Raw genomic sequence first — 23,586 nt, forward strand, 5'->3', positions numbered from 1 at the left:
GAACTAAAACTTTTGAATGAGCTGACATCTTTGCACCAAACTTTATAAGGATGTCACGAGAAAGACTTTTTTTAACAAAAGCAGCATTTTTTCTTCTTGGGCCTTTGGCCTTTGCTCAAACCACCGTTCACGGAACTGTAATAGACAGTCAGGGAAATCTTCCCAATGCATTGGTGTATATTGAAAACAGCGGACAGAAGGTAACTTCTGATACTGATGGTTCTTTTGTTCTTAATAATATTTATGACGGAAGTTATAAGCTTGTTGTAGAATATAAAGGATATGACAGTGTTTATATTCCCTTCACTGTTGCAGATAAAAAGGAAATAGACCTGGGATTAATTAAATTTGGAGCTAAATTTAAAGAAAACAATCTTCAGGAGGTAGTCGTTACCAGTGTATATAAAGCATCACAGGCCAGAGCGATTACTATGAAAAAAAACTCTAACACAATTACAGAAGTACTTTCTGCCGATGCCATCGGGAAACTACCGGACCGTAATGCAGCTGATGCAGTACAGCGTATGCAGGGAGTTTCTATTGAAAGAGACATGGGTGAAGGACGTTTTGTGGCAGTAAGAGGAACGCCTATACAATGGACTTCTTCTACTCTTAATGGTAACAGAATGCCTAGTGCCAGCGGTGATAATGCCAACCGTGGGGTTCAGATGGATATCTTCCCTTCGGAGCTTATTCAGAATGTCCGTTTGTCTAAAGCTCTTACTCCGGATCTGGATGGAGATGCCATTGGCGGAAACGTGGATTTTATTACGAAAACCTCACCCAATAAAGAAACATTGGCGATAAGTATGGCTTCAGGTTATGTTAACATGTCCAAATCTCCTTCTTACAATACTTCCATCGTCTACGGAAATAAAATTACGGATAAGCTTAAATTCATTACCTCTGCTGTGATCTGGGAGCGTTCTACCGCTATAGACCAAATGAGAAATATTTATAATTACGGACTGAAAGATAAAACAGCTTCTTATTCTATCAACCAGCTTCAGCTTCGGGATTATCTTGCTAACAGAAGAACTTTGGGCTTTAATCTGGGATTGGATTATGAAATAGACAGCCGGAATAAATTATATGCAAAAGCATTATACAGCCAATACAAAGACGGGCAGTCTGTAAGAGAAACCTATTTTAATTTTGACAGTAAAAATGTCATGCTGCAGGCTCGTCATGCTGATTATCTTACGGATCTGTATTCTATGCAGATAGGTGGTAATCATCAGGTAGGACAGCGTCTGGATGTAAATTGGTCTGCATCCAAAGCACGTTCCGAATTTAAGTTCAACTCACCAGATCAGCTTGAAAAAGACCAAAGAGGCTATCCTATTATCAATTTCATGCAACCCATGACCTATGGAAACCTGTCTGCAGACGGAAGAAAATATTTGGCAATGGATGCTCCTGATGGCATTGGAGATACCGAAAAATACACCTTGCCATACAACCAGCAGGCAATAGCTGCAGATAAACTTAAATTGAATCAAATTATCCTGAGTCAGAACCACAACAGTGAGACAGATCTAAGAGGACAGATTGACATTAAATATAAAGCCGCAGATAATTTTGAAATTAAATTCGGAACCAAATACAACAATAAAAACAAAATTGTAGACAGTTCTGTGTTGGTCTGGATGCCTAAATCATCACTGGGAATTCCGGGATCTCCGGTAACCTATTTAAGCGAGCTTGAGCGTGAAGGCTTTCCTTACAAAGGAGGTTTTATGAATCCTTTAGGTAATCCTTACAATGCTGTTATCATCGATCAAATAACCAATGTGCAAATTGATCAGATGTACAATCCCGCTACACAAAATAGCTTAGGACTGATGCAGGTGAGCGGCAAGGACAGCAATTCGAATATTACAAGTTCGTACCGTGGTACTGAAAACGTGTGGGCTGCTTATGTGATGGGCACCTGGAAGATTTCTGATCATCTGCAGATATTAGGAGGCTTCAGAAATGAATACAATGACGTTACTTTCTGGGGCAAAAAAGTAGTATCAGACAAAGACAATAAAACGGAGGACATTAAAGACAATAAAACGTATAATGTAGTCCTGCCTATGGTTAATATAAAATGGAACATCACCAGTGACCGCATCCTGAGACTGGCCTATACCCGTTCCTTTGCCAGACCGGATTTCAACGACCTGAATCCCGGAACCATCGTCAATGATATTACCAATACCATCACTCAGGGAAATACCAAATTGGATCCTACCTTTTCAAACAATTTTGACCTTATGTTTGAAAACTACTTCGGAAAGCTAGATCTGATCACTGCCGGAGTATTCTATAAAGACATTACCAATCTTATTTACAAAGACCAGTCTGTAGTAGATCTGGCCGGAAGAACTTATACTTTCACAGCTCCTAAAAATCTGGAAGGTGCTAAACTCTTTGGTTTTGAATTCGGAATATCCAAACGTTTTGAAAACCTACCAGGCTTTTTGAAAAACATCGGTTTTGAGGGAAATTACACCTATATTTCTTCCAAAATGAATATGCCTGTCTACGAAAACGGTAAACAGACAGGAACAATGTCTACCACAATTCCGAACCAGGCCAAACATATTTTCAATACCATCCTGTTCTATGAAACCAGCAAGCTGATGATCCGTCTTGCCGGAAATTACAAAGGAAATTATGTAAGCGAAATCAGAGCAGCGGCCGGAGCAGATCATTATCAGTATTTTGATAAGAACTTTACTGTAGACCTTTCCACTGCCTATAGTCTTACAAAGAAAGTCCGCCTGTTTGTAGAACTGAACAATATTTTTAATGAACCCAACCGCTATTATATGGGAACCAAAGACCGCGTAGAAAATATTTCTTATTCAGGAATACGCGGACAGCTAGGATTCACTTTCAATTTTTAATCAAAAATTTTATTCATATGAAAAAGTATATACATGGAGCTGCATTGTGTATGACAGCACTGGTACAGGCACAGGATAAATGCCAGAATATAAGAATCAATCAGCTGCAGATTGTGGGAACTCATAATTCGTATGCAAAGCCTGTAGATCCTAAAGTACTGGATTTTGTAACTCCGATTATCAATGGAATGATGCAGAAATACAGCAGTATGATGTCTGAAGATCAAAAGGCTAAATTTAAAGAATATCACCCTTATGGCATGGATCTGAAAGAAGGTCTGAATTATAACCACCCGGACTTTACAGAACAACTCAACGCCAATCTCAGAGGGCTGGAAATAGATGTTTATTATGATCTGGAAGGCGGCAGATTCAGCCATCCTGCAACCTATGAGGTGCTAAAGGCAAAAGGGATCACTGATCTGGCTCCTTTTAATACAAAAGGACTGGATCAGCCGGGTTTCAAAGTACTGCATATGGCAGATATCGATTTCAGAACTCATTATCCCACTTTAAAAGATGCGTTGACTGCTCTTAAATCCTGGTCAGACCAACATCCCGAACACACTCCTGTTTTCATGATGATTGAAGCCAAAGATTCCGGTTTTCCGATTCTTGAAAAAAGTACGAAAGTTCTTCCTTTTGATAAAAAAGCCTATGATGAACTGGACGGGGAGATTGTAAGATATCTTGGAAAGGATAAAATTATCACTCCAAAAGATGTTCAGGGTAAATATAAAACACTCAAAGAAGCTGTAATCCATAATAATTGGCCAAAACTTAGTGACAGTAAAGGAAAATTCATCTTTATGCTTCTTCCCGGAGGTGCCGGAACACTTTCATCCAAAGACAATCCTTATCTTGTGAATGGATCACTAAAAGAAAGAATTATGTTTCTGAATAGTGAACCGGATGATTCTTTTGCAGGGTTTATTCTAAGAGACAACGCTATAGTAAGACAGAAAGAGATACAGGATCTGGTAATGCAGGGGTTTATGGTCAGAACCAGATCAGATATTGAAACCTATGAAGCTAAAACCAATGATTTTACAAGATCTAAAGCCGCTTTCAGCAGTGGTGCCCAGGTTGTTTCCACCGATTTTTTCCGTCCTGGAAATACCTATGGAACACCTTACTTTGTGCAGCCGCCGCAGGGAAAAGATTATCTTAATAATCCGTTAAATTCTTCATGTAAATAACTACCAGGCCGGCTCTGTTCAGAACCGGTCTTTTTATGACTAGTGAAATCTCAAAATTTTGGCTAAAGCCGGATGAAAAACGTTTTTATTAAACGGAAACCGGGCTCCCTTCGGCTATGCTCAGGATAATAGCCCGCCCTATTGAATATCTAAACTCATACCCAAAAACCGGATCTCGAAAATCTGAAATTCATAATTCATAATCTCTCCTCAAACCTCATCATTCTATTGCTATATCAATCCCTCTAATTGCTGTAAAATAGGAATCAGAGACTTTCCCTTTTCAGTAAGATTATATTCTATGTGCAGAGGCTTTTGCTTGATGACTACCCTCTCCAATAAATCCATTTCTTCCAGTTCTCTAAGAGCCGTTGATAATGTCTGTTTATTAGATCCTTCTATGTCGCGCAGCAAGCTGCTGAAACGTAAAGTTGATTGGGAGGCAAGAATAAAAATTTCTAATTTTAACTTACCTGAAAGTGTTTTTAAAAGCTTCTGTACAGGGCATATTTCTGCCCCATCAGCAGAGCTGTTATTAGTCAGATTTTTTTGACTCATTGTGTGTTTTTTTTAATATCGTAACTTTGCAAACATAGTGGTTAATAATAAATTAACATAAGATTAACCACACATTTAACAAAAAAAATTACAAAAAGTACAAAAAACTAAGTAGAAATTTTTCATTAAAAAACATATGTTTTTGTGATATCTCTTCTTAATTTGTTCTGATTATAAGTTTGCATAAAAGTATAATTGATTATCAATTATTTTTAATAAAAAAACTAAAAACCTAAAACACAAATATGAAAAATGAGATTTTTATCTTCAAATCAGGCTATAATATATATTATTCTACCATCCTACTTTTACTCACAATACAACACAGGCCCGAAAACCTGCAATAATTATATTGAAAGGCTTTAATACAAGAACAATTCGGATTATTTATCATGGTTAGCAATAGAAAAATAACGATTGTAAGGAACAGTTGGTTTTCAAAAATGTGCCATAACTGATAATATCGGATTCTTGTGTAGCGGTTACACTACCAAAAGTACATCTGCTTTATTGTATTCTATTCTTTCCTATACTATTGATGATAAGCTATAAAATTTGAATAAAAGTTATTCAAACAGAATCTAATAACCTAAAAAAACATGCGTATGAGAAAAAAATCAATGCTATCAGTCTGGGCTGTATTCTGCTCAGTTGCATCCGTTTATGCTTCGTCACGAGGCGATACGGACCGGCGCTTTTCTAATGATCGGTTTATATTGGAAAGTCGCCTTCCAGTAACCACCCTTACTTATGATCTTGGGCCTGTGATGTCTATTTCACAAAACCTCAATGAAAAAGGAGCGGTTGTTATGAGTGGACAGCTCAACAAACCTGTTACAACCAGCGATGTTCTGATTTCCGTTAAATATCAGAATGCCTTGGGAGAATGGGTTACTGCTTGGTGCAAAACATTATATGCCAGCAATCTGTATAATGAAAACCTTAATGCTACCTTTGAATTACCAGCTTCTGCAAGCAGCGGCACGTATAATTTAAAAGTTGTGCTGAGTTCAGAAACAGATAACTTCTCCGGTATTACGTGGAATAAAGCGGTAAGCCATTACAAATTCGGAGATTATACTGCAGCAACGTGTGAACTGGATGAAAATGAATACACGATACTTTTCACTCCGAAAAAAAATGGGACAGTATTATTTAATCCTAACGGAAGTGTTTCCGGAGTCAAAGACAGGGTAAAATCACAGCATCTGACTAAGAAGCTGGATGATATTGTATTATCCGTTAACGCCAGCGGTACTCTGGATAGCAGCAACCCAAATGCACCTGTGATTAATATAGACAATCCTAATAATCTCGGTACGATTGCCAGCTCACAGAAATACATCTACCAAGGTAGTGACACAAGCCCTTTTGAATTTTCTTATCATGATCCTGTTTATGTATTTGCCGGTAAGTTTTCAAGTTCGGGTTTCTTTATTAACTTCAGTAACTGGTTTTTACCTCCTGAGGAGGGTGGAGAACCCTGGGGTAGAGGATATTTGGATTTTACAAACCCTAATGCTTTAGTGAACAGGTATTACAACCTTTACAATTACATCAACGAGAAACTGACCGACATTATCTCGGATCAGGAGCCTGTAGTTATTGTTGTAAGCAAAATAACAGGTTTCAGGGTATACAAATCTACAGGACAGTATATCACCGTTAATGCATTAAGCAATTATAATACTGTAAATGATTTCGGTTACCCTCCATTATATGACAAACAAAGAGGTCCCGGATCTGAAAATTTCTTTCTGAGCAATACTCCTAAAGCTTCTTTATATGGTATCGGAGCCATCAGAAACAGAAAAGTAATAGCTAACTGGAATGGACCAATGAGACCGCTTTCGGAGGTGGAAGCTGAAATCAAAAAATTCATCAAATATGTAGGTATTTTTGGTAACACAACTGCATATGATTCTGCAGATTGTGCCAATAACTGTTTTACAATTAATTCCGGAGCACTGCCGGATAATACAATATCAGACTGGACAAAAGCTCCTAACAGTTATATTTTCACAGGGAAAGATAACAACGGGAATAATGCAGACGGATTGTATATTCCTGTAAAAAAAGCCTACGAAATGTGGCGAAACGGGAATTATATGAAAGGAGTGGACGTTCCTTCCGGAGTAATTACCGCTGATGTATTGTGGGAAGATACGATGGGACTAATAAAATCTAAGGAAAATTATACATTAGATATTATTGGCTCAGGGGAAACTGCAAAAATAAAAGTACCTATAAACAAGGTAAAAAAAGGAAATGCAGTAGTTGCTTATAAAGTAGATGGACAGGTTTTCTGGTCATGGCACGTTTGGGTAACAGACGATCCTACTAATGGTTCTACCTATAAAAGCTATGATGATGTAAAAAGACAGTTAAGTGATGGTACTGTAGAAACGATTCCTAACTCTGAGTGGGGATGGATGGACAGAAACCTTGGTGCTCTCGGGAACACTCTTAATGGAGATGGATGGCACAGAAACGGAGGTCTTTTATACCAGTGGGGAAGAAAAGATCCTTTTCCATCTTTAACGTATAGTGATGCTACTTTTTATCAGGTAACCGGAAGCGTTGGAAAAGTGATCTATGATGATGCAATACCGAGATTGAAATTTACCAACAGTCCTTTCAATGATTATAAAAACTTTAACGATCTGAGACTGTTTGTCAATAAATCAGCGGCAAATATTACGGATAACATCAGAGCATCGGTTAAAAATCCTTTAAGCCTGATGTATGTGAACGATGATGGTACTGCTACTCCATCTACGTATGGTACTTTGAGTGGTATTCCATACTACTACAACTGGTTTGGGCAGGTACCAGGATTACAGACCAGTGAGTTAAGTAAAGTTAACTTATGGTCAGATAACTCTCAGGGAATACAGGCAACAGATATTTCTGTTCCACAACCATACAGAGATAAGTCCTCTTATGACCCTTGTCCGAATGGATGGAGATTACCTTCCTTATTGGTAGCATCATCCACAAAAAATCTGAGAATGGATTTTACTCCTTTTGGAGCTAAAGTAAACAGTCCGTTATCTGCACTGAATGGCGTTCAGTCTAATATTCCTCCGGGATTATCAAACTTAAAACCATATCTGGCTGGTATAAAAATATATCCTCAATACGGTTTTGATATGACCAATGTTGGAGGTAACAATATCGGAATATTCCCAGGAACAGGATGGATTGGAAGAGGTGCTGCCAGTGATGGAAGATATCACACGAAAGCAACCTTTACAGATCAGCTTGAAACCTATCTATGGACATCTACTATGACAAACTTTGGGGGGTATTCATCAATAGCAAGTGCATTAAGATTAATTCCGTCTGCTGACCAGATTGTCAATAATTACAGACCGGATGCAGCCAATTATCCTAATGTATATGGTCTATACAATTATAAACCAGCTGAAGATTATCCAACCAATAACGCACAAGCATGCAGATGTATCAAAGATCCGTTATTTGTAAAAAATAACTATAATTTTGACACTACTTACTTCACTGAAACTGAAACCTATAAAACAGGATTAGACAATCCTAATACTTATATGGTTACAAAATCTACTGCAGATCAAATTATCTCAGTACCTGTAAGTAAAGCCTTCTCTGTGCAGAGTAATTATTTAGGAAATACCCAAATTCTGAATACAACAAGCTTTAATGATTTAAAAGCGAATGTACTTTGGACGGACAACCCTGCTTTGGTAACACAATTAACCATAGATAACACCTCTTCCAAAGATGGAAACATCAATGTAAAAGTAAATGCTAACCAATCCGGTAATGCTGTTGTTACTTTACACAATGGTTCAATCACTAACCCTATCTATTGGAGCTGGCATATCTGGGTAACCAATACTAATGTAAGTTCTTTTACTCATGTAAATGACACCCCTATTACCACGGATAATTACGTGAATTATACCCAATATGGAACCCTGATGAAAACAGCTACCATGGATAGAAACCTGGGAGCTACCGAAGCAATGCCAAATGCTTATAACCCAACGGTTGCTGCACAGGTAACCCAACTGAACAGTTCACAGGGATTACATTACCAATGGGGAAGAAAAGACCCTCTGCCTATATTCAATAATATCAATGGATCTAAATACAATATTTTCCTTGGTACTACCAATAGCAGTGGTGCTGTAGCCTATTCTACATTCACAGAAGCGAATTATAACTCAAGCAATATTGTGAATTACAATACCTATAAGAGCAGTATTAACGCCGCTGATAAAATAGATGTGAGAATAGAAAAGATTCTGGGATATTCTGTTGCCAATCCATTAAAACTAATGATGCCGGTAACTGCATACCCATATCGTGGAGATAACACTCCTCATTATACACTTGCTTCAGACTGGCTGTTTGATACTCAATATCAAGGGTTATATGATGAAAGATGGGGCTTAGGAGGTAAAAAATCTGTATTTGACCCTTGCCCGAATGGATGGAGAATTCCTGAAGTTCTTGGTAAAGGTACCAACAAAACCTCTCCATGGAGTCTTAAGGGTAATCCTGAAACACTTAGAACTATCGACGGTACAGAAGCCGGTTATTATGGAACTCCTATCTATAGTGTAACTGCACCTAGTTTCTGGGGCAAAACAGTAGGATATGCATTCACAAACAGTTTGTATAACGTAGGAAATTATCCAAAAGCTGTTAGCAGAGGAAGCAGAAGCGTAATGTATGCAGGAGCCATTGGTACTGCTGTTGGTGCATCAGGAGGAGTATGGTATGCTAATCTAAACGGTGAAATGACAGGAAGAGCTACTTATATGTATTTCGATATTTACAGCAGGAATAATGTGAAAAACATGGATATAGATCCTTTCGCTTCTCTAAGCTGCAGATGTGTGAAACAGGAAGACAACGGTACTCCAAGAGGTCCGCTTCCAGGAATTCCTGTAACACCAAACTCAGGAGCTCAGGCCAGAACAGCGTTAAACAAAACTGTTATTGAAGAAAAGGTAAAAGATGACAAAGTAGTTCTTTATCCTAATCCGGTAAAAGATATCCTGTATATTGATGCAAAAGATGATAAAGATTATTATTATCAAATTTATAACATGTCTGGACAGCTGATGAAAGAAGGCAAGTTTAACAACAAACAAACAGATGTTACTTCATTGTTAACCGGAGCTTATCTGGTAAGAATCAACAACTCTGAGACTATTGTAAAAATCATTAAAAAGTAAATTACAATAACACATCTTAAAAGCAATGATGGCCGGAATTTCTTCCGGCCATTTTTATTTTAAATATCTCATCGTGTCATCTTATTTAAAAGCGATACAACCACTCATCGAAATATATATTCTCCATCCTTGTCATTAAGCATCTAAACTTTATCAAAGTCTATAAACAAAAAAAAGCCTTCTATTTCTAGAAGACTTTTTGCGATCCGGACGGGACTCGAACCCGCGACCTCCGCCGTGACAGGGCGGCATTCTAACCAGCTGAACTACCGGATCAATTTTTTTAAAAGAAATTGAGAAAACTTCTGCGATCCGGACGGGACTTGTACTTTTTTAGAAAAAGTCCTATCCATAAGCTTTATGCTGTTCTCTTATTTTGCAGGTCACCGAATAGGTCACTTTTTTAATAAGATTAGGAGCGTTTGTTTTTAACTGGTGTAAATATATGCTTTTTTTTAGTTTTTACAAAAAAAAGACTCTTTTTGACTGCTAGATTTTATTAAAACACAGACTATCAAAGACAAAAATTACTTTCTCTCTTTTTTATTTAAAAAAAATAATGATCACTATAATTAAAATGTCCATGATATATTTGAATGAACAGCATCAAAAAGCTAAAATATCACTTGCTTGGTAATCTAGTTTATTGGTTGATAAATAGTAAAATTTTAATTTAGTACATTCAAGTTGCCATCCTAATAAAAATACTCAACATACCATGTAATTAGTAATTAACCGTGTCGGAATACTTACTAAAATTGATATAATTTTGTGTATTACAGATTACTTTATAAATCTTCAGTATAGTTATCTTTTTCCTCCGCCATCCTAGCAGTTGTGTTTGCTGTTAATGCAATACTTTGTGTGATTGTTCTAAGATTCATTCTTCCATTAGGTGCATACCTTGCTTTTTCAGCCGCATTTAACATCTTAAAATTAGTTACATTAACTTTCTTTTCTAAAAGCAAACTTAAATTTCTTTCCAATTCTCTTCTATTATCTGGCATCTCTACTATTTTTAAATTCTGGTCTGTCAAAATTAGCTAATGAGTTTGCCAATGATCTTGACCGTTCATCTACAGTGATAAAATTTACTCTCTTATTGGGAAGCTTTTTAGTCTTCAGCAAACTCATTATTATTTTATGATCTGGAAGAGATTTAAATGTTCCCTGTTCAATGGATTCAGCTAAAATGTGAATATGTCGCTCAAATTGTTTTCTATTATCTGGGGTAATCATAAATTTAATATTTTTTGTTCGGATATATCGACCATGTAAGAATTATATCCATAAAATATTCTCAGTACTACTTTATATTGAAGTTTGATATTATCAATTTTATCAAGAGGGATAGTTGAGAAATATCCGATATTAGAAGAAATTCCTTTGTTATTATTTCCCCAATTTCTTCCAACTCTCCAAAATTTTGATTTTATATCATTCTGTAAATCTGGTAATATATCCATCACCGTTTCATTTAAAACTGCGGGAACTAAATCACTTCCCGTAACATTCCCTGCATCATCGCATTTAATAAACAATGGGACTATTTTTCCATTTCCACTTTTAGGAATATCTATAGGATATTCATTTTCTAAAAAAGATGGCCAAGGATATGTTGATGCTCTTAGGCCAACTTCAGATAATGGCACCAGATAGCCAACGACATCAATTATTTCCTGCTTATTTCTCTTTATTTCATCTTTGATCACACTATGATAGCTTAAAGGGATTTCTCCATTGATTTTTAATTTTTCAAAATTAAGCTGGCCTGTCTCAAATAAATGCTTTATCTCATTTTCAAAGGACTCGTTATAATTTCTGAAATCTGCATTTAATCTATTCTCTGGAAATATAGGCTGATAGAATCGTAAGATATTCGCGACCTCTTTTCTTGATTTCAAGACTGCACAAGAGTGTACCGCAATATTCAATGCATATTTTAATAAAGTTTCAAAATCAGATACTGATGGAATATTATTATGATCATTAAAGCTTCTATCAATATATCCGCTTGCTTTTTGACAATCTTTTATAGGTAAAGGCAGTAGATTTTCAATACTTGAAATAAGTTTCTCCGCAAACTCTTTGGTTAGTATTCCTAAGTCATTAAGGTCGTATAAAAATTCATCTATAGGCTGTAAATAAGTTTCATCGAAAAAGATTTCTCCACTGCCGATAGGACTCTTGACAAAAGTATCTTCAAATAACTTAATCATATCATCAAAGTTCGGAATGCCCAAATTTTGTTGTTCAATCATAGCATCCAACAGTGAATTTTTTATCATAAAATGCTCCTGCTTCAACGATGCCTCTAAATTATTTTCTAATGCCGATTTAAATTCTTGAGAAAATCCGGCTGGATTTAAATTGGATAACTGATGAATTACGGAAGCCGAAAGTTCTTTCGAAATTTTATATCCACTAGATATTATTTCATCAATCAGCCCTCCAACAACTTTTTCAGGAATAACACTTCCCAACCAAGTTAAGATTTCAATTACTCGATTTTTCACAGTCAGTGATGGATGATTTAAAAACCAAATTAACAAGCCCAATAGTACTTCCTCCTCTTTTACATTAGATTTTTCCTGAGACAGAATGGTAATCCAATCATATTTATTGTAATGTTGCTGCGGAGTTTTTATCATTAAGCCGAGGTGCTCATCAACAGCCTGAAGTATTAATTTTTTTTCATTTTCATCATCACTGTTTTGAAGAAATTTTATTATATGGTCAGCTATAATCCATTCATCATAATAAGGTTCATTAAGAATAAGATTTTTCAAACTTTTTATTAGTTCAGGAGAACTGTTATAGCTTTGAATGTATAAATTTCTAAGATCAGTTATTTTATGAGAATAATTATATGCCCAAACACCATATTTCTGGTTTTGAATTTCTTCTAAAGCATTAGTGATTATTTTTCTTGCCTCACTTTTATTTTCGGTATCAAGTTTTTGCTGCGCATTATTTCTAGCTACAACTAAAGTGTTCAGAGGATCATCAGTATTTTCCTTGGGCCTTGTATCTGTATCAATATGTTCCGTGCTTGATTCCAAATTTGTCATACCTACTTCCTCTAAATATTTTTTAGCAAGCACATGGTTTGATGAACTTATATTACCAAAAAATTCTTCAAGATATTCACTACGATATTCATCATTAAATTCAGACACAATGAATTTAGACCATCTTCTAAAAATAGTATCTAATCTGGAAGAATCAGAATTCTCAAAATTATTTATAATCTTTGCATGCTCTTTTGCATAATCTGCTAGATGATAGTCTGCTCCTAAAATGCATAACTCACTAAGTGCCCAAACAATTAAAGAGTTTTCAGGATCTATATTTTGTATTAATGCCAGCACTGCACTCTGTTCTTCGATTGCGTTTGCACCCAATATATAACCTTCTCCTGTTTCCGGCATATCTACATTAAATGATTCGGCATTATTAATAACAGTACTGTAATCTGGTAATATTAGATATTTAATATATTCCACAGCTTGTTTTAAAAGTCCAATTTTAGTTAGATCGCCCACAAATTGTTCCTGTTGCTGCTTAATATATCTTTGAAAAGTCATCTCTCCGGATGCATAATCCAGATGCGCAGCAAAATTTCTCAAATATGACATATCCCCATTGTGAGGAACAATATTAGATACGGCTGTATTAATGATACCCAATTGATCTTCCTTATACCAGGTAGGACCCATAGATGTATTTATCATTTCTTTAAACACAGATTTTGCCTTATCGTCATTCTGTAAAATAGCGTATAGTTCAATAAGTCTCAACAAATATTCATTTCGCTCCCATCGGTTTTCAACCGTCATTAAAATATGTTCTTCCAGTACTTTTACTACTTTAAATGATGATACATCATGATCCCCATCTCTTGCTAATTCACGAGAAATAACAAATAAACTTTCAATGTACCCTTCAGTGTATAAACCTAACTGATAGTGTTTTTTTTGCAATATTTTTTCAACAAATTCTGAAATTTTATAAGGAAATGCATCGATTAATAGATTTGTAAATTTTTTAAATATTGTAGGAAATAGTTTTTCAGGCAAGGAGTAACTTCTCTGCCAAAAAACTCTATTTCGTAAGTCCGGAACCAACCTATCTATTAGTTCATCCAGCTTTTCTTCCAGTAATTTTATTTCATTTGCATTCTTCTCTACTATAGAACGTTTTACTTTACCGGACAAGAAGCATAAATATCCAAATACTGCTTTCAAGTTTTCTTCCCAATCACGATAAAATCCATACACCGAAAACTCAGGAAATACATTATCATTATTCAAAAAACCAAGACTTTCTTGGTAAATAATAAAATGATGGATATTTTGAGGAGCTAGATCTACTCCATTTTCTTTTCTTATATTCAAAAAATATTGGTTCGGAAATAATTCATTATGAATTCTTTCTATAAGTTCTAGTTTACTCGACCTTCCTACCAGAGCAGATAATAAATAAAAATTATAATCAGAGTGAAAACCGTATTTTTCTGCTACATATTCCAAATCTTCTATCCATAGTGGAAGATTTTCCATTTCTCTTCTATCAGGACTTTTTTCCTGAAATTCCAAAGCGTGAAAAATACTAAGTGATAAAAAGCCACTGACTTTATCATCAAAATTAAACTTAGTCCCTTCCAACTTTTTCGAATATGGTTCCATATTGAACCTCCAAATAAAATATCCGGTATTGTAAGATCCAATTTCGTCTTTAAACGAATGGACGACTTCTTTTGAATTTCCAGAATCTTCGATTATATTAATTACTGTATTCTGAATATATCCAAATTCCCGGAATGCTTTCTCGGTATCTAAATTAGAAGATAATGTAATGGCAGGAAATTTCAACCTTATGTAACGGTTGAATGACTCCATATTATATCCTTTAGCAACAATATCATCACACGTCCGTTCGATCGTATTTAGTAAAATTTCTCCCTCATCGTCTGCGTCATATTCAAAAAATTTCTGCAATAAATAAAGCCCATCACCATCCGACACAGTCAACGTTTTATTCCTGACAACATAGCGAATAGCTTCTTCCGGCTTACCGAGAGCTAGCAAAGCGTTTACGAGAAATATCGCATTCTCACGAAATAATGTATTGTATCTAAAATTTAACCTTTGCGATAATAGCAGCAAGGAAATAACTTTATGTGTTAGGCCGAAATCGGCCGAAATTCCAACAATTTTTTTAACATCAGATAACACTATGTCTGGATTTACGCTGTTTACAGCACATTCATCAATCCAATCTTGACTACATTGTTCAATCGCACTTATTTTACTGTCATCACCTGCATTTGATAAATGATATACTCTTTCAGAAATCCCAAAGTTGGTATGAGGGTTTTTGAGTATAAAATTCCCTATATTTTCATGTATTTGTACTTCAATATCTTTAGATCTTTCATTTACGTAATCTGAAAAAGAGGTATGGTAAATACTTATTGACTCTTCATTCCGCAGTAAATGCTGAATTTTTTGGAAACTTTTCAAAAAATGATGCTTAGTCGAATCGGGTACAATTTCCTTCAGTAATTGTTTATCAATAGAAACCCTTAGCCTCGACAAAGTAGCGGCAAGCCACACTTCGTCTGTCTGGTCATCAATATCTTGCCATACTCTGCTGTAGTAATTTTCAATCTCACCACTAATAACCGGAATTTTATTAATCCAATCATCAATCTTAGTAAGGTCATCTGTCTCCAAAATATAATTAATCAAATATCTGAGGTACAGTGGATGACCTTCTGACTTTTCCGCAAGTTCATTTATCTGAGTCGTTGATAAATTTTTGCCTTTTAATTCTTCCGATACAAACTTTTCAGTATCATTAATCGGCAGCGGAGTAATCTTTATTTCATTATTTGTATTTATTAATACTTGGTAAGAATTGGGAAGCGTCTTACATGACACACAAGAAAAAATAATCTTAAAATTTGAAGGGAGAGGCTGAGGTAATACAGACAGATATTCTTCAATTTTATCTGCGCTCACGTCATCTAAGCCATCTATAATTAAGAATGCTGTTTTTCCTTGTTGCTGAAAATTATTAGATAGTTTTTTTATCGCTTGATGAATATTAAATATTCTGCTACTTTGCGAGTCATCCTGTGTTAGCTTAGGGGGAACCGTGTTATACAGAGAACGGTGGCATACTTCTTCAATCCACCTCATAAAAAAATCAGGCGTTGCTCTTATCTGTGTAGGATACTCTTCATTTTCAGGAACTTTTACAAAAAAGCGGTCAAGTACAATATAGTTATCATTTTGCACTTTCAATTGCGCTGCTACCGTAGTTTTTCCAGATCCAGGACTTCCGGTTAGTAAATAGAAATTTTGTTTTGGCTCGTTTTGAATAACTTTATTGATACTATCAATTACATTCACATTAGGTTTACTTTTGGCAATATCATTTTCTAACGATTGAGGTATTGATATTTCATTGACAGTAGTAAATAAAACGTTATTTCTCTCTAAACATTCGGTAATTCTTTTAATGCTGGTCGCACCGAGAGTCCCTACATTGTCATAACCAATAACTCCCGTCACATATCCATCTATAATCAGCGGAGCTCCCGATAGACCTTCAAAATCACCTAAATCTTTATATTGGTCACATTGAAGATCAACATCCCAAGCATTTTGTTTGGAATTATCAATTCTGGAAACAATTCCATTATAACTTCCTCCAGAGTTAACTCTGATTTTTGGAAACCCGTAAGACTGCCATCTTTGATTATAAGGTATATCAACACTCTTTATAGGCAAAATACTAACATTTGTTACTTCTGAATTAAGCTTTATTAAAGCAACATCACATTCCGGAATCCTTTCAATTATGCTTGCAGAAATTTCCGAGTCATTGATTATAACATTAATATTTTCATTTTCTGGGAGAGAATGATTACATGTGATTAATACTTTTTCTGCACCAGTTGTTCCTACAAAAAATGCAGAGCTTGAACTACTTTCAGAATTGATTTGAAATGTTGCTGCTTCTATTTCTTGAGGGTGTAAAATTCTTTCTATCATAAAGTAATTGTATAAAATGTGTCTTCAAGGTAATGGATTGAATAATTATATTTAAGCATCCAATCTTCATTTTCGAAAAAAATCGAATTCTCAGTTTTATAATTGAAAAATAATTGTCTTTTAAATTTTGTTTTCCTTGTAACGATATGAGCAAGTGTCTCTTTATCAGGATGATTATGCCGTCCTCCATTTGTAGATATTAAATATAACTCTGAGTCTATTTTATTCAAAAGCTCACAACTAATATTTCTAAAACTACCATGGTGTGAAACTTTAATTAAATCAAATATGATGATTCCTTCGCTTTGAAACTCTTCCAGAGACCTGACAATTATATCAGGATGGGCATCAGCTAAAAACAATAATTTTCTTTCTTTAATTTGAAGTACAAAGGCTATAGAACTACCATTGGAAGCCGTATTATCAGCATGATAATTTTTCTCAAGCAATTCTTCAATTGTCAGTTTCTTTTTTGAAATTTGCTTAGGAAATAACTCCGCTTGTTCTTTTTCCCAAGATAAAAGCATCTCAAATGCATCATCATAAAATGATGAGCTTCCTTGAGTATAATTGACATCAAATTTTTTCAACTCGTTAGCCCACAATTTTTTGAGTTTGTCCAGCTTATCATTATTAGGTGACAGAAGGTAAAATGATGCATCATCGTTGACTTTAATTTGTTTTTCATTGTTTACCGAAACAGCAAGCTGATTAAAGTCCGTATTCCAATGATACCCTCCTTTTAAGATTAAAGCACCAACCGTTGTACCTTGTGCTGCGCTGATAATTTTAGATTCTTTCTTGCCTTTATCTTTTGCATAACCTCGTCTGATAATTTGCTGAAGAATCTTATCATCACTTATTTCTGTAGGATCAGGTTCGGCATTAAAAAGATGTCGATAGGTATTATGCCAAATTTGATTAATATCAATGATTTTAGAAGAATTATTACGCCTAAGAAATTCGACTGCTCCCTGTATATGATCTTTATCTATATGTGTAATAATAAACTTTTCTAATACATGACCTTCTCTATTAATTTTTTCCAAGTCTTTCATCAGATGATTCGTAACGGTATCATTATATCCACTGTCGATCAGGATATAAGTTTGATGTGTATCATCGGGATCAAAAAAGCATACCAACAGACAATCTCCATCTTTTGCAGGATATGCCTTAACACTAATGTTCATTATATTTTAAAACTACTAGTTTTAGCTAATTTATGAAAAAGTAAATCTTACTCAATAATTCTGTTTTGTAATTCTAATCCGATCGGATGCTGCTTAGCTACTAAATACAAAACTATTTTTAAAATTATTAAGAACTAAGGAATTATTGATAATCAACAATTTATTCTTTTCCCATAAGTGATATGTAGATTCAGTACTTTCTTTTACAAAATCTTTATATCTAAAATTACAATTTTTTAAACAATAAATGTAAATATCAGGGTAGCAAATATTAATATTTGTAGTGAAAAAATTGAATTTACCTCCCGCCAATAGCTAAACATAAAAAATTCATACTGTCCCAGCAACTTGAATCTATCATTTTTATTTACATAGTAACTATCATAAAAATACCTTCGTCTCGGCTGTAATTTTGTTAACAATTTAAGTGTATATTTCGATTTATTATCGAAATATACATTTTAATATCTATGCAAAAAAATAAAAAGGTTCACAGAAAAAAACTTCCACACAGAGATTTAAAACTTCTTTGGGGATTATCTGGTGGTATTTGTGCTTATTGTAAAAGACCATTTATAGATATGGAAAATTTGACATACACTGTACATCAAGCACATGTTATAGCCAGAAGTGATAAAAGCTTACCTAGCTATAGAGAAATTTCTTTAGAAGAAAAAGACAGGTATGAAAATCATTTTCTTTTACATCCTACATGTCATGAAGAAACTAAATATTTTTCTTTGGAAGAACTTCAAGCAATAAAAGAAAATCATGAAAAACATATTAGAGATACATTGAACGGAACTTACCATCCCTTCCCTATAGGAAAAGGTAAATTTGCAAAATATTCGCATATTACCTATTATCCTATTGAAAAAAGATTTAATCCTTTAAAATCGTATTTATCCATTCTTTTCTCTACAATAATGATCATTTTATTTTTCCTTTATATAATTTATATAGATGCTAAAAAATTTGACACACCATTCTTTCTATGCGTGAGCCTAATTGTATTCAGCTCACTTTTAATAGTAAAAGCGATAAGAGAAATCAAACAAAAACAAATCGAAATAATATATGAAGGAGATTGTATTTTTGCAGGATGTAATGGTAAAGTAAATATTATACGTCCATCACCTATTTGGGACACAATTACTAAACAGACTGTTCCAGAACCGGGAATGGGTATTTGCAATTTTGACCACACTCATACTTTCACTGTTTCACGAAACCTATCTATTTCTAATAGGGGAGACTATCATGATTTTAAAATCAAAATTTCATAAATTAAGGAAGCAATGCCGATCTCTTTATTAAACTATAAAATAACTATTCAATTCTTAATTTTTTAGCCCCCGCGAGGCTAGCATCTTGCTTGTCCTAATCAAAACTCTTTATAAATTTACATCTATTTCCAAAATCTCCTGATCATCAAAAATTGCAATAATTTCTAGCACTATTATACTTCCATTATATTTCAATTATTGTCCATTTTTCTCTATCAATACTATTAAGATGAGAGTCAAACCTTTCTCTACATACTGCAAAGCACAATAAATTTGTAGGTCTCGAGAAACCAACATATGCCATTTTAGAGGATTGTTTGTGGTATTTTTGTGTTTTATTGAAATTTATAAACTTGAATTGGTCAGACAATCTTTGACTTTCATAATTGTTATTTCCATTTTGATAAAATGTTTCAAGGTATAATGTAGCTGTATGTGTTTCTCCCTTTACGGAGTGAATAGTTGAAATGTCTATGTCAAATCCATGGAGATTTAGTTTATTATTAAAATTAGTATTCTGTTGAGTATTTGGGCGACCTTGATCATTAGCAATTGTAGAGGTATTATATATGAAGTCATTAGATGCCTGTATAGATTTATTAAACAGGGCCAAGAAATCTGGAATATATGTCTTTATTGAGGTGTAAACCTCAATAAATTTTCCTTTTACAATACTGATGCTCCAATTGTATAAGTTTCTTTTTAAGGATATATATTCTTCATAATGATTGATCTCAATATAATTTAGAAGTTCACTTTTAGAAAAGTATGCTCCTTCTAATCTCAAAATTTTAATAAGAGCATTTAATATACTTTTTCTAATTGGTTCAAGAGTTTTCTTTTCCTTATTAAAGAGAATCAAATAAGAATCTAAATTTTCGTAATCAATCTTTTGTATTGTGTTTTCAGTTATTAAATCTTCAAAATAACTTTTAATAGCCAATTTATTTATATCATTTGTTTTCTCTTTTGTCCATCCTATGACTTTATATTTATTTTTAGGATGTAACAAAATTTCCCCTGAAGTAATATATGTCTGTATAAGTTCTGAAAATCTAGTAATTACTTGTTGTATATTTTCAATATTGAAAACTAAAAGGTGAGGTTTAAGATTGCTGGTGTCATTTTTTCCTTCAACATTAAAATTTCCTTCTCTGCTTAATGCAAAGCAATTAACTAATTCTGCAATATTTCTAGATAATCGTTGACTCCCATTTATATTTTTAGTCCTTCCATTATCTCTAAGAATCCAAATGTCTTCTAAAGAAACTTCTCCAGTATAAATTGCTTGATTTTTATCTCCAATTCTCTGATATTTTGAAAGATTATTATTGTTATCATAAAAAAATTTTTCAAGCAGATTATATTGATGTATATCTACATCCTGCATTTCATCTACAAAAATAAAATTGAATCGTTGTTGTAAAATACTTTTTATTTTAGGATACTTATATAGATATATTTCAGCAAGTAAATAAGCATCATCGAAATGTAAAATCCCTTTAGAAAGGATTTTTGTTTTTAATGCAATCATCCATTGTTCAACTTTATTTTTTTCATCTATGCTGAAATCTTGCCAATTTTGTCCTCTTCTTGGTTTAGAAATTGTAAGGATTGGTTTGTTTAATCCACTTAATATTTTCAATGAACCGTCTTCAAATAATAGTCTATATTTATAAAGAAGTCCTTCATTAGAGCGGATGAAATATTTTGCAGTATTAGCTTCTTGAATGGTAAATCCGTTTAGATTTACACTTAAAAATTTATTTATTGTTTCATTATAAATTTCATTATCAATTCTAATTATCTTTCTACCGTATTGAATATGATAATAAGGAATTGCTAAAAATTGATCTACAAAACTTTGAATAGTTCCGATAAAATTCGGATAAGAGAATAGTTTAGGACAATATCTACCAATTTTATCCCTTATTTCATCAATTGCAGTATTTGTATGTGAAAGGATTAAAACACCTCTATTATTCGACAAAGGTAATTTTGTTTCTAAAATTAATAATTTAGCGAGAAGAGCGGTTGTTTTGCCACTACCCGGAACAGCTTGAAGATCTATTGTTTCAAAATTTCTTATAAAAGAAATTCTTTCTTCATTAAACGTTTTTCCTTCCGGAAGTAAAATACTCTCAGCATATCTAATATCATCAATGGAAACATTAAACATTTCTTGTGGCATATTTTATTGCATCTATTAAATATTGAATAGGATTATCTTGTAAAAAAATCTCTTCTCTAGAAATAATGTCTGTTTTTAAAAATTGAGAAAAATACATTGCTATCATTGATTTAGAAATTTTCTTTTCATCAATAATAAAATGATACATTATATCAAAAGCAATTTCTTCATTATTTTTATTCAGAACAAAGTTCTCCCATTTTGTTTCATAATCAAGCTCTGATACTGGTTTTATTCCTTTCTTGCTTTCTTTAATTCCGTTGTAATTATCTGCTCGCACCTCTTCTATACATTGCACAATTGATTTAAAAAGTATTTTTCTTAGAGTGGGGTGTAGAGCAATACAATATTCCAATGTCCAAAAATTACTAATAAAAGCTCTGATAGATTGAGATTCTATGTTCGATTTTTTTTGATCTTTAAAATTATCTAAATTATATTCGGTAATAATATTATTTGCTCTTCTTTTATTTTGAGGAATATTATATTTCTCGGCATATTTTATAGGGCGTAAATCCAAATCATTTACTATACTAATGGGAATGTCTACTTGAGGCTCTCTACTTCTTAAGAATATTTTAGAGTATCTTAAAAATGCAGTATTACCAATTGGAATCACAGATACAGAAGAAGATGTTAGGCTATTGTTTATTTCATTTAATTCAAATAATTTATCAGCCAAAGCTGGGATAATAATCTCTTCCGAAATACCTTCGACAAATATCAATCCTTTTGCAAAGAAAAGATTGGATTTGGTTACATCTAAGAATCTTTCAAGGAATGGATAGTCAGATTTTTTGAGTCTAGTATATTTTTCACCCAAAGGAAAAGCATAACTTTTAGTACAAATAATTAGATTTTCAAGTTTTACCTTTGATGCTAAATTAGGGCTATGGGTTGTTAAAATAAGTTGTATATCAGTATGTTGTTGTAATGACTCTATAATTTGCATTTGAGCCTGAGGATGCAGATGTGCTTCTAATTCTTCAACTAAGCCCAATCTTATACCATCCCAATTCAGTTTATTGAGATGTACTAATTCGGAAGACATAAAAAGTCTATTTAGTGTTCCTAATCCTACATTTATCTCATCCTTTACTAATAATTCTAATTTTTCTAATATATTTCTCAGCTTTGCTTCTGTAACTTTTATATCAGTTTCTTTAGTATTATCATAAAAGGATTTTAGATATCTGTCTATCTCATCTTTTAATTCCTTTCCTTTTAAGTCATTTAGTTGTGTTGTCTCATCACTTTTCAACCCTTTAAAATAGAGGGCAATACTTTTATTAAAATCGTTAAAGATATCTATTAAAAGATGATCTCTATCTTTATCTTTAAATGCTTCATGTTTCTCAAAAATTTGTGACAAGCGAGAGGCTTTTTTGGGAATTAATTCTGACTTAGCATCTCGTAAAGGTTTAAGATATGTTGCTTTTAGAAATTCTTTTGCGTCGGAATTTAATGAATATCCCTCTTCTGGCAACCCTGCTTTAAGGTCATAGGTTACAATCTTTTCATTAATTTTTGTTGCCTCAAAGTATACAATAAGTATAGGCTCCGAATTATCTCCTTCTCCTTCCCAAGAAAGCCACTCGGTGAAATTTTTGGCTTCCTCTAGAGATATATCTTTAAATAACAATTCTATTCTAAATTTTTCTGATGCCTCAAAAAAATCATCTCTTTCTGGTTTAATCCATTCCGATGCGTGTGTTTTTAGAGAAAGTTTGATTGCATCTATAATTGCTGTTTTTCCCGAATCATTTTCTCCTATCAGAACATTCAGACCTTTTGTAAAATCTAAATTTAGATTTGGATTATTGATACTAAAAGTTCCATCAGTACCAAATTTTCTAAAATTCCAGAGTTTGAGATTTTGTAAATACATTGTATAATTTCCAATTCTTATATAGTTAAATCTAATATATTAAAAACCATAGAATTATCAAACTTAAATATATGATTAGTAT

The 23,586-nt window shown here is 33.5% G+C and carries 11 protein-coding genes and 1 tRNA gene; 4 read left to right on the forward strand and 8 right to left on the reverse strand.

Translation table 11 applies throughout. The features are described 5' to 3' along the window. Positions 1 to 50: 50 nt before the first annotated feature. Both CQ046_RS15780 and CQ046_RS15785 read left to right on the forward strand, forming a co-directional pair. Positions 51 to 2,897 (forward strand): TonB-dependent receptor, encoded by a 2,847-nt coding sequence (locus tag CQ046_RS15780; protein WP_105703204.1) that lies wholly within the window; start codon positions 51 to 53, stop codon positions 2,895 to 2,897. A gap of 17 nt (positions 2,898 to 2,914) precedes the next feature. After that, positions 2,915 to 4,096, forward strand: coding sequence for a phosphatidylinositol-specific phospholipase C domain-containing protein (locus CQ046_RS15785; protein ID WP_105703205.1), 1,182 nt, complete (start codon positions 2,915 to 2,917; stop codon positions 4,094 to 4,096). A 231-nt stretch (positions 4,097 to 4,327) separates the two neighbouring features. Here the strand turns inward: CQ046_RS15785 and CQ046_RS15790 are convergent, their stop codons facing one another. Further along, on the reverse strand, positions 4,328 to 4,654 hold the full coding sequence (locus tag CQ046_RS15790) for a winged helix-turn-helix transcriptional regulator (RefSeq protein WP_105703206.1): 327 nt from the start codon (positions 4,652 to 4,654) through the stop codon (positions 4,328 to 4,330). 605 nt (positions 4,655 to 5,259) lie between these two features. Here CQ046_RS15790 and CQ046_RS15795 point away from each other — a divergent pair. After that, on the forward strand, positions 5,260 to 9,882 hold the full coding sequence (locus CQ046_RS15795) for a T9SS type A sorting domain-containing protein (protein WP_165790533.1): 4,623 nt from the start codon (positions 5,260 to 5,262) through the stop codon (positions 9,880 to 9,882). A gap of 202 nt (positions 9,883 to 10,084) precedes the next feature. Here the strand turns inward: CQ046_RS15795 and CQ046_RS15800 are convergent. From CQ046_RS15800 to avs1a, 5 genes are all read right to left on the reverse strand, one after another. Next, a tRNA-Asp gene (locus tag CQ046_RS15800) sits at positions 10,085 to 10,158 on the reverse strand. Between the two features lie 512 nt (positions 10,159 to 10,670). Continuing rightward, entirely contained in the window at positions 10,671 to 10,889 is a 219-nt protein-coding gene (locus CQ046_RS15805) for a hypothetical protein (RefSeq protein WP_072922725.1), read from the reverse strand. Beyond that, on the reverse strand, positions 10,879 to 11,121 hold the full coding sequence (gene avs1c, locus CQ046_RS15810; RefSeq protein WP_105703208.1) for an AVAST type 1 anti-phage system protein Avs1c: 243 nt from the start codon (positions 11,119 to 11,121) through the stop codon (positions 10,879 to 10,881). Before avs1c ends, CQ046_RS15805 begins: the two co-directional genes overlap by 11 nt. Beyond that, positions 11,118 to 16,946, reverse strand: a complete 5,829-nt coding sequence (locus tag CQ046_RS15815; RefSeq protein ID WP_105703209.1) for a serine protease — start codon at positions 16,944 to 16,946, stop codon at positions 11,118 to 11,120. Before CQ046_RS15815 ends, avs1c begins: the two co-directional genes overlap by 4 nt. Continuing rightward, on the reverse strand, positions 16,943 to 18,139 hold the full coding sequence (gene avs1a, locus CQ046_RS15820) for an AVAST type 1 anti-phage system MBL fold metallo-hydrolase Avs1a (protein ID WP_105703210.1): 1,197 nt from the start codon (positions 18,137 to 18,139) through the stop codon (positions 16,943 to 16,945). The genes CQ046_RS15815 and avs1a overlap by 4 nt, the downstream gene beginning before the upstream one ends. Positions 18,140 to 18,609: 470 nt before the next feature. Between avs1a and CQ046_RS15825 the strand changes: the two genes are divergently transcribed. Further along, positions 18,610 to 19,425, forward strand: coding sequence for an HNH endonuclease (locus CQ046_RS15825; protein ID WP_105703211.1), 816 nt, complete (start codon positions 18,610 to 18,612; stop codon positions 19,423 to 19,425). 184 nt (positions 19,426 to 19,609) lie between these two features. Here CQ046_RS15825 and CQ046_RS15830 read toward each other — a convergent pair whose 3' ends face one another. Together CQ046_RS15830 and CQ046_RS15835 are read right to left on the reverse strand one after the other, a co-directional pair. Further along, on the reverse strand, positions 19,610 to 21,616 hold the full coding sequence (locus tag CQ046_RS15830) for a UvrD-helicase domain-containing protein (RefSeq protein ID WP_105703212.1): 2,007 nt from the start codon (positions 21,614 to 21,616) through the stop codon (positions 19,610 to 19,612). Then, entirely contained in the window at positions 21,597 to 23,504 is a 1,908-nt protein-coding gene (locus CQ046_RS15835; RefSeq protein WP_105703213.1) for an ATP-dependent nuclease, read from the reverse strand. The genes CQ046_RS15830 and CQ046_RS15835 overlap by 20 nt, the downstream gene beginning before the upstream one ends. Between the last annotated feature and the right edge of the window lie 82 nt (positions 23,505 to 23,586).

Origin of the sequence: Chryseobacterium sp. MYb7 (genome assembly GCF_002979455.1) — a bacterium.
Classification (GTDB): domain Bacteria; phylum Bacteroidota; class Bacteroidia; order Flavobacteriales; family Weeksellaceae; genus Chryseobacterium.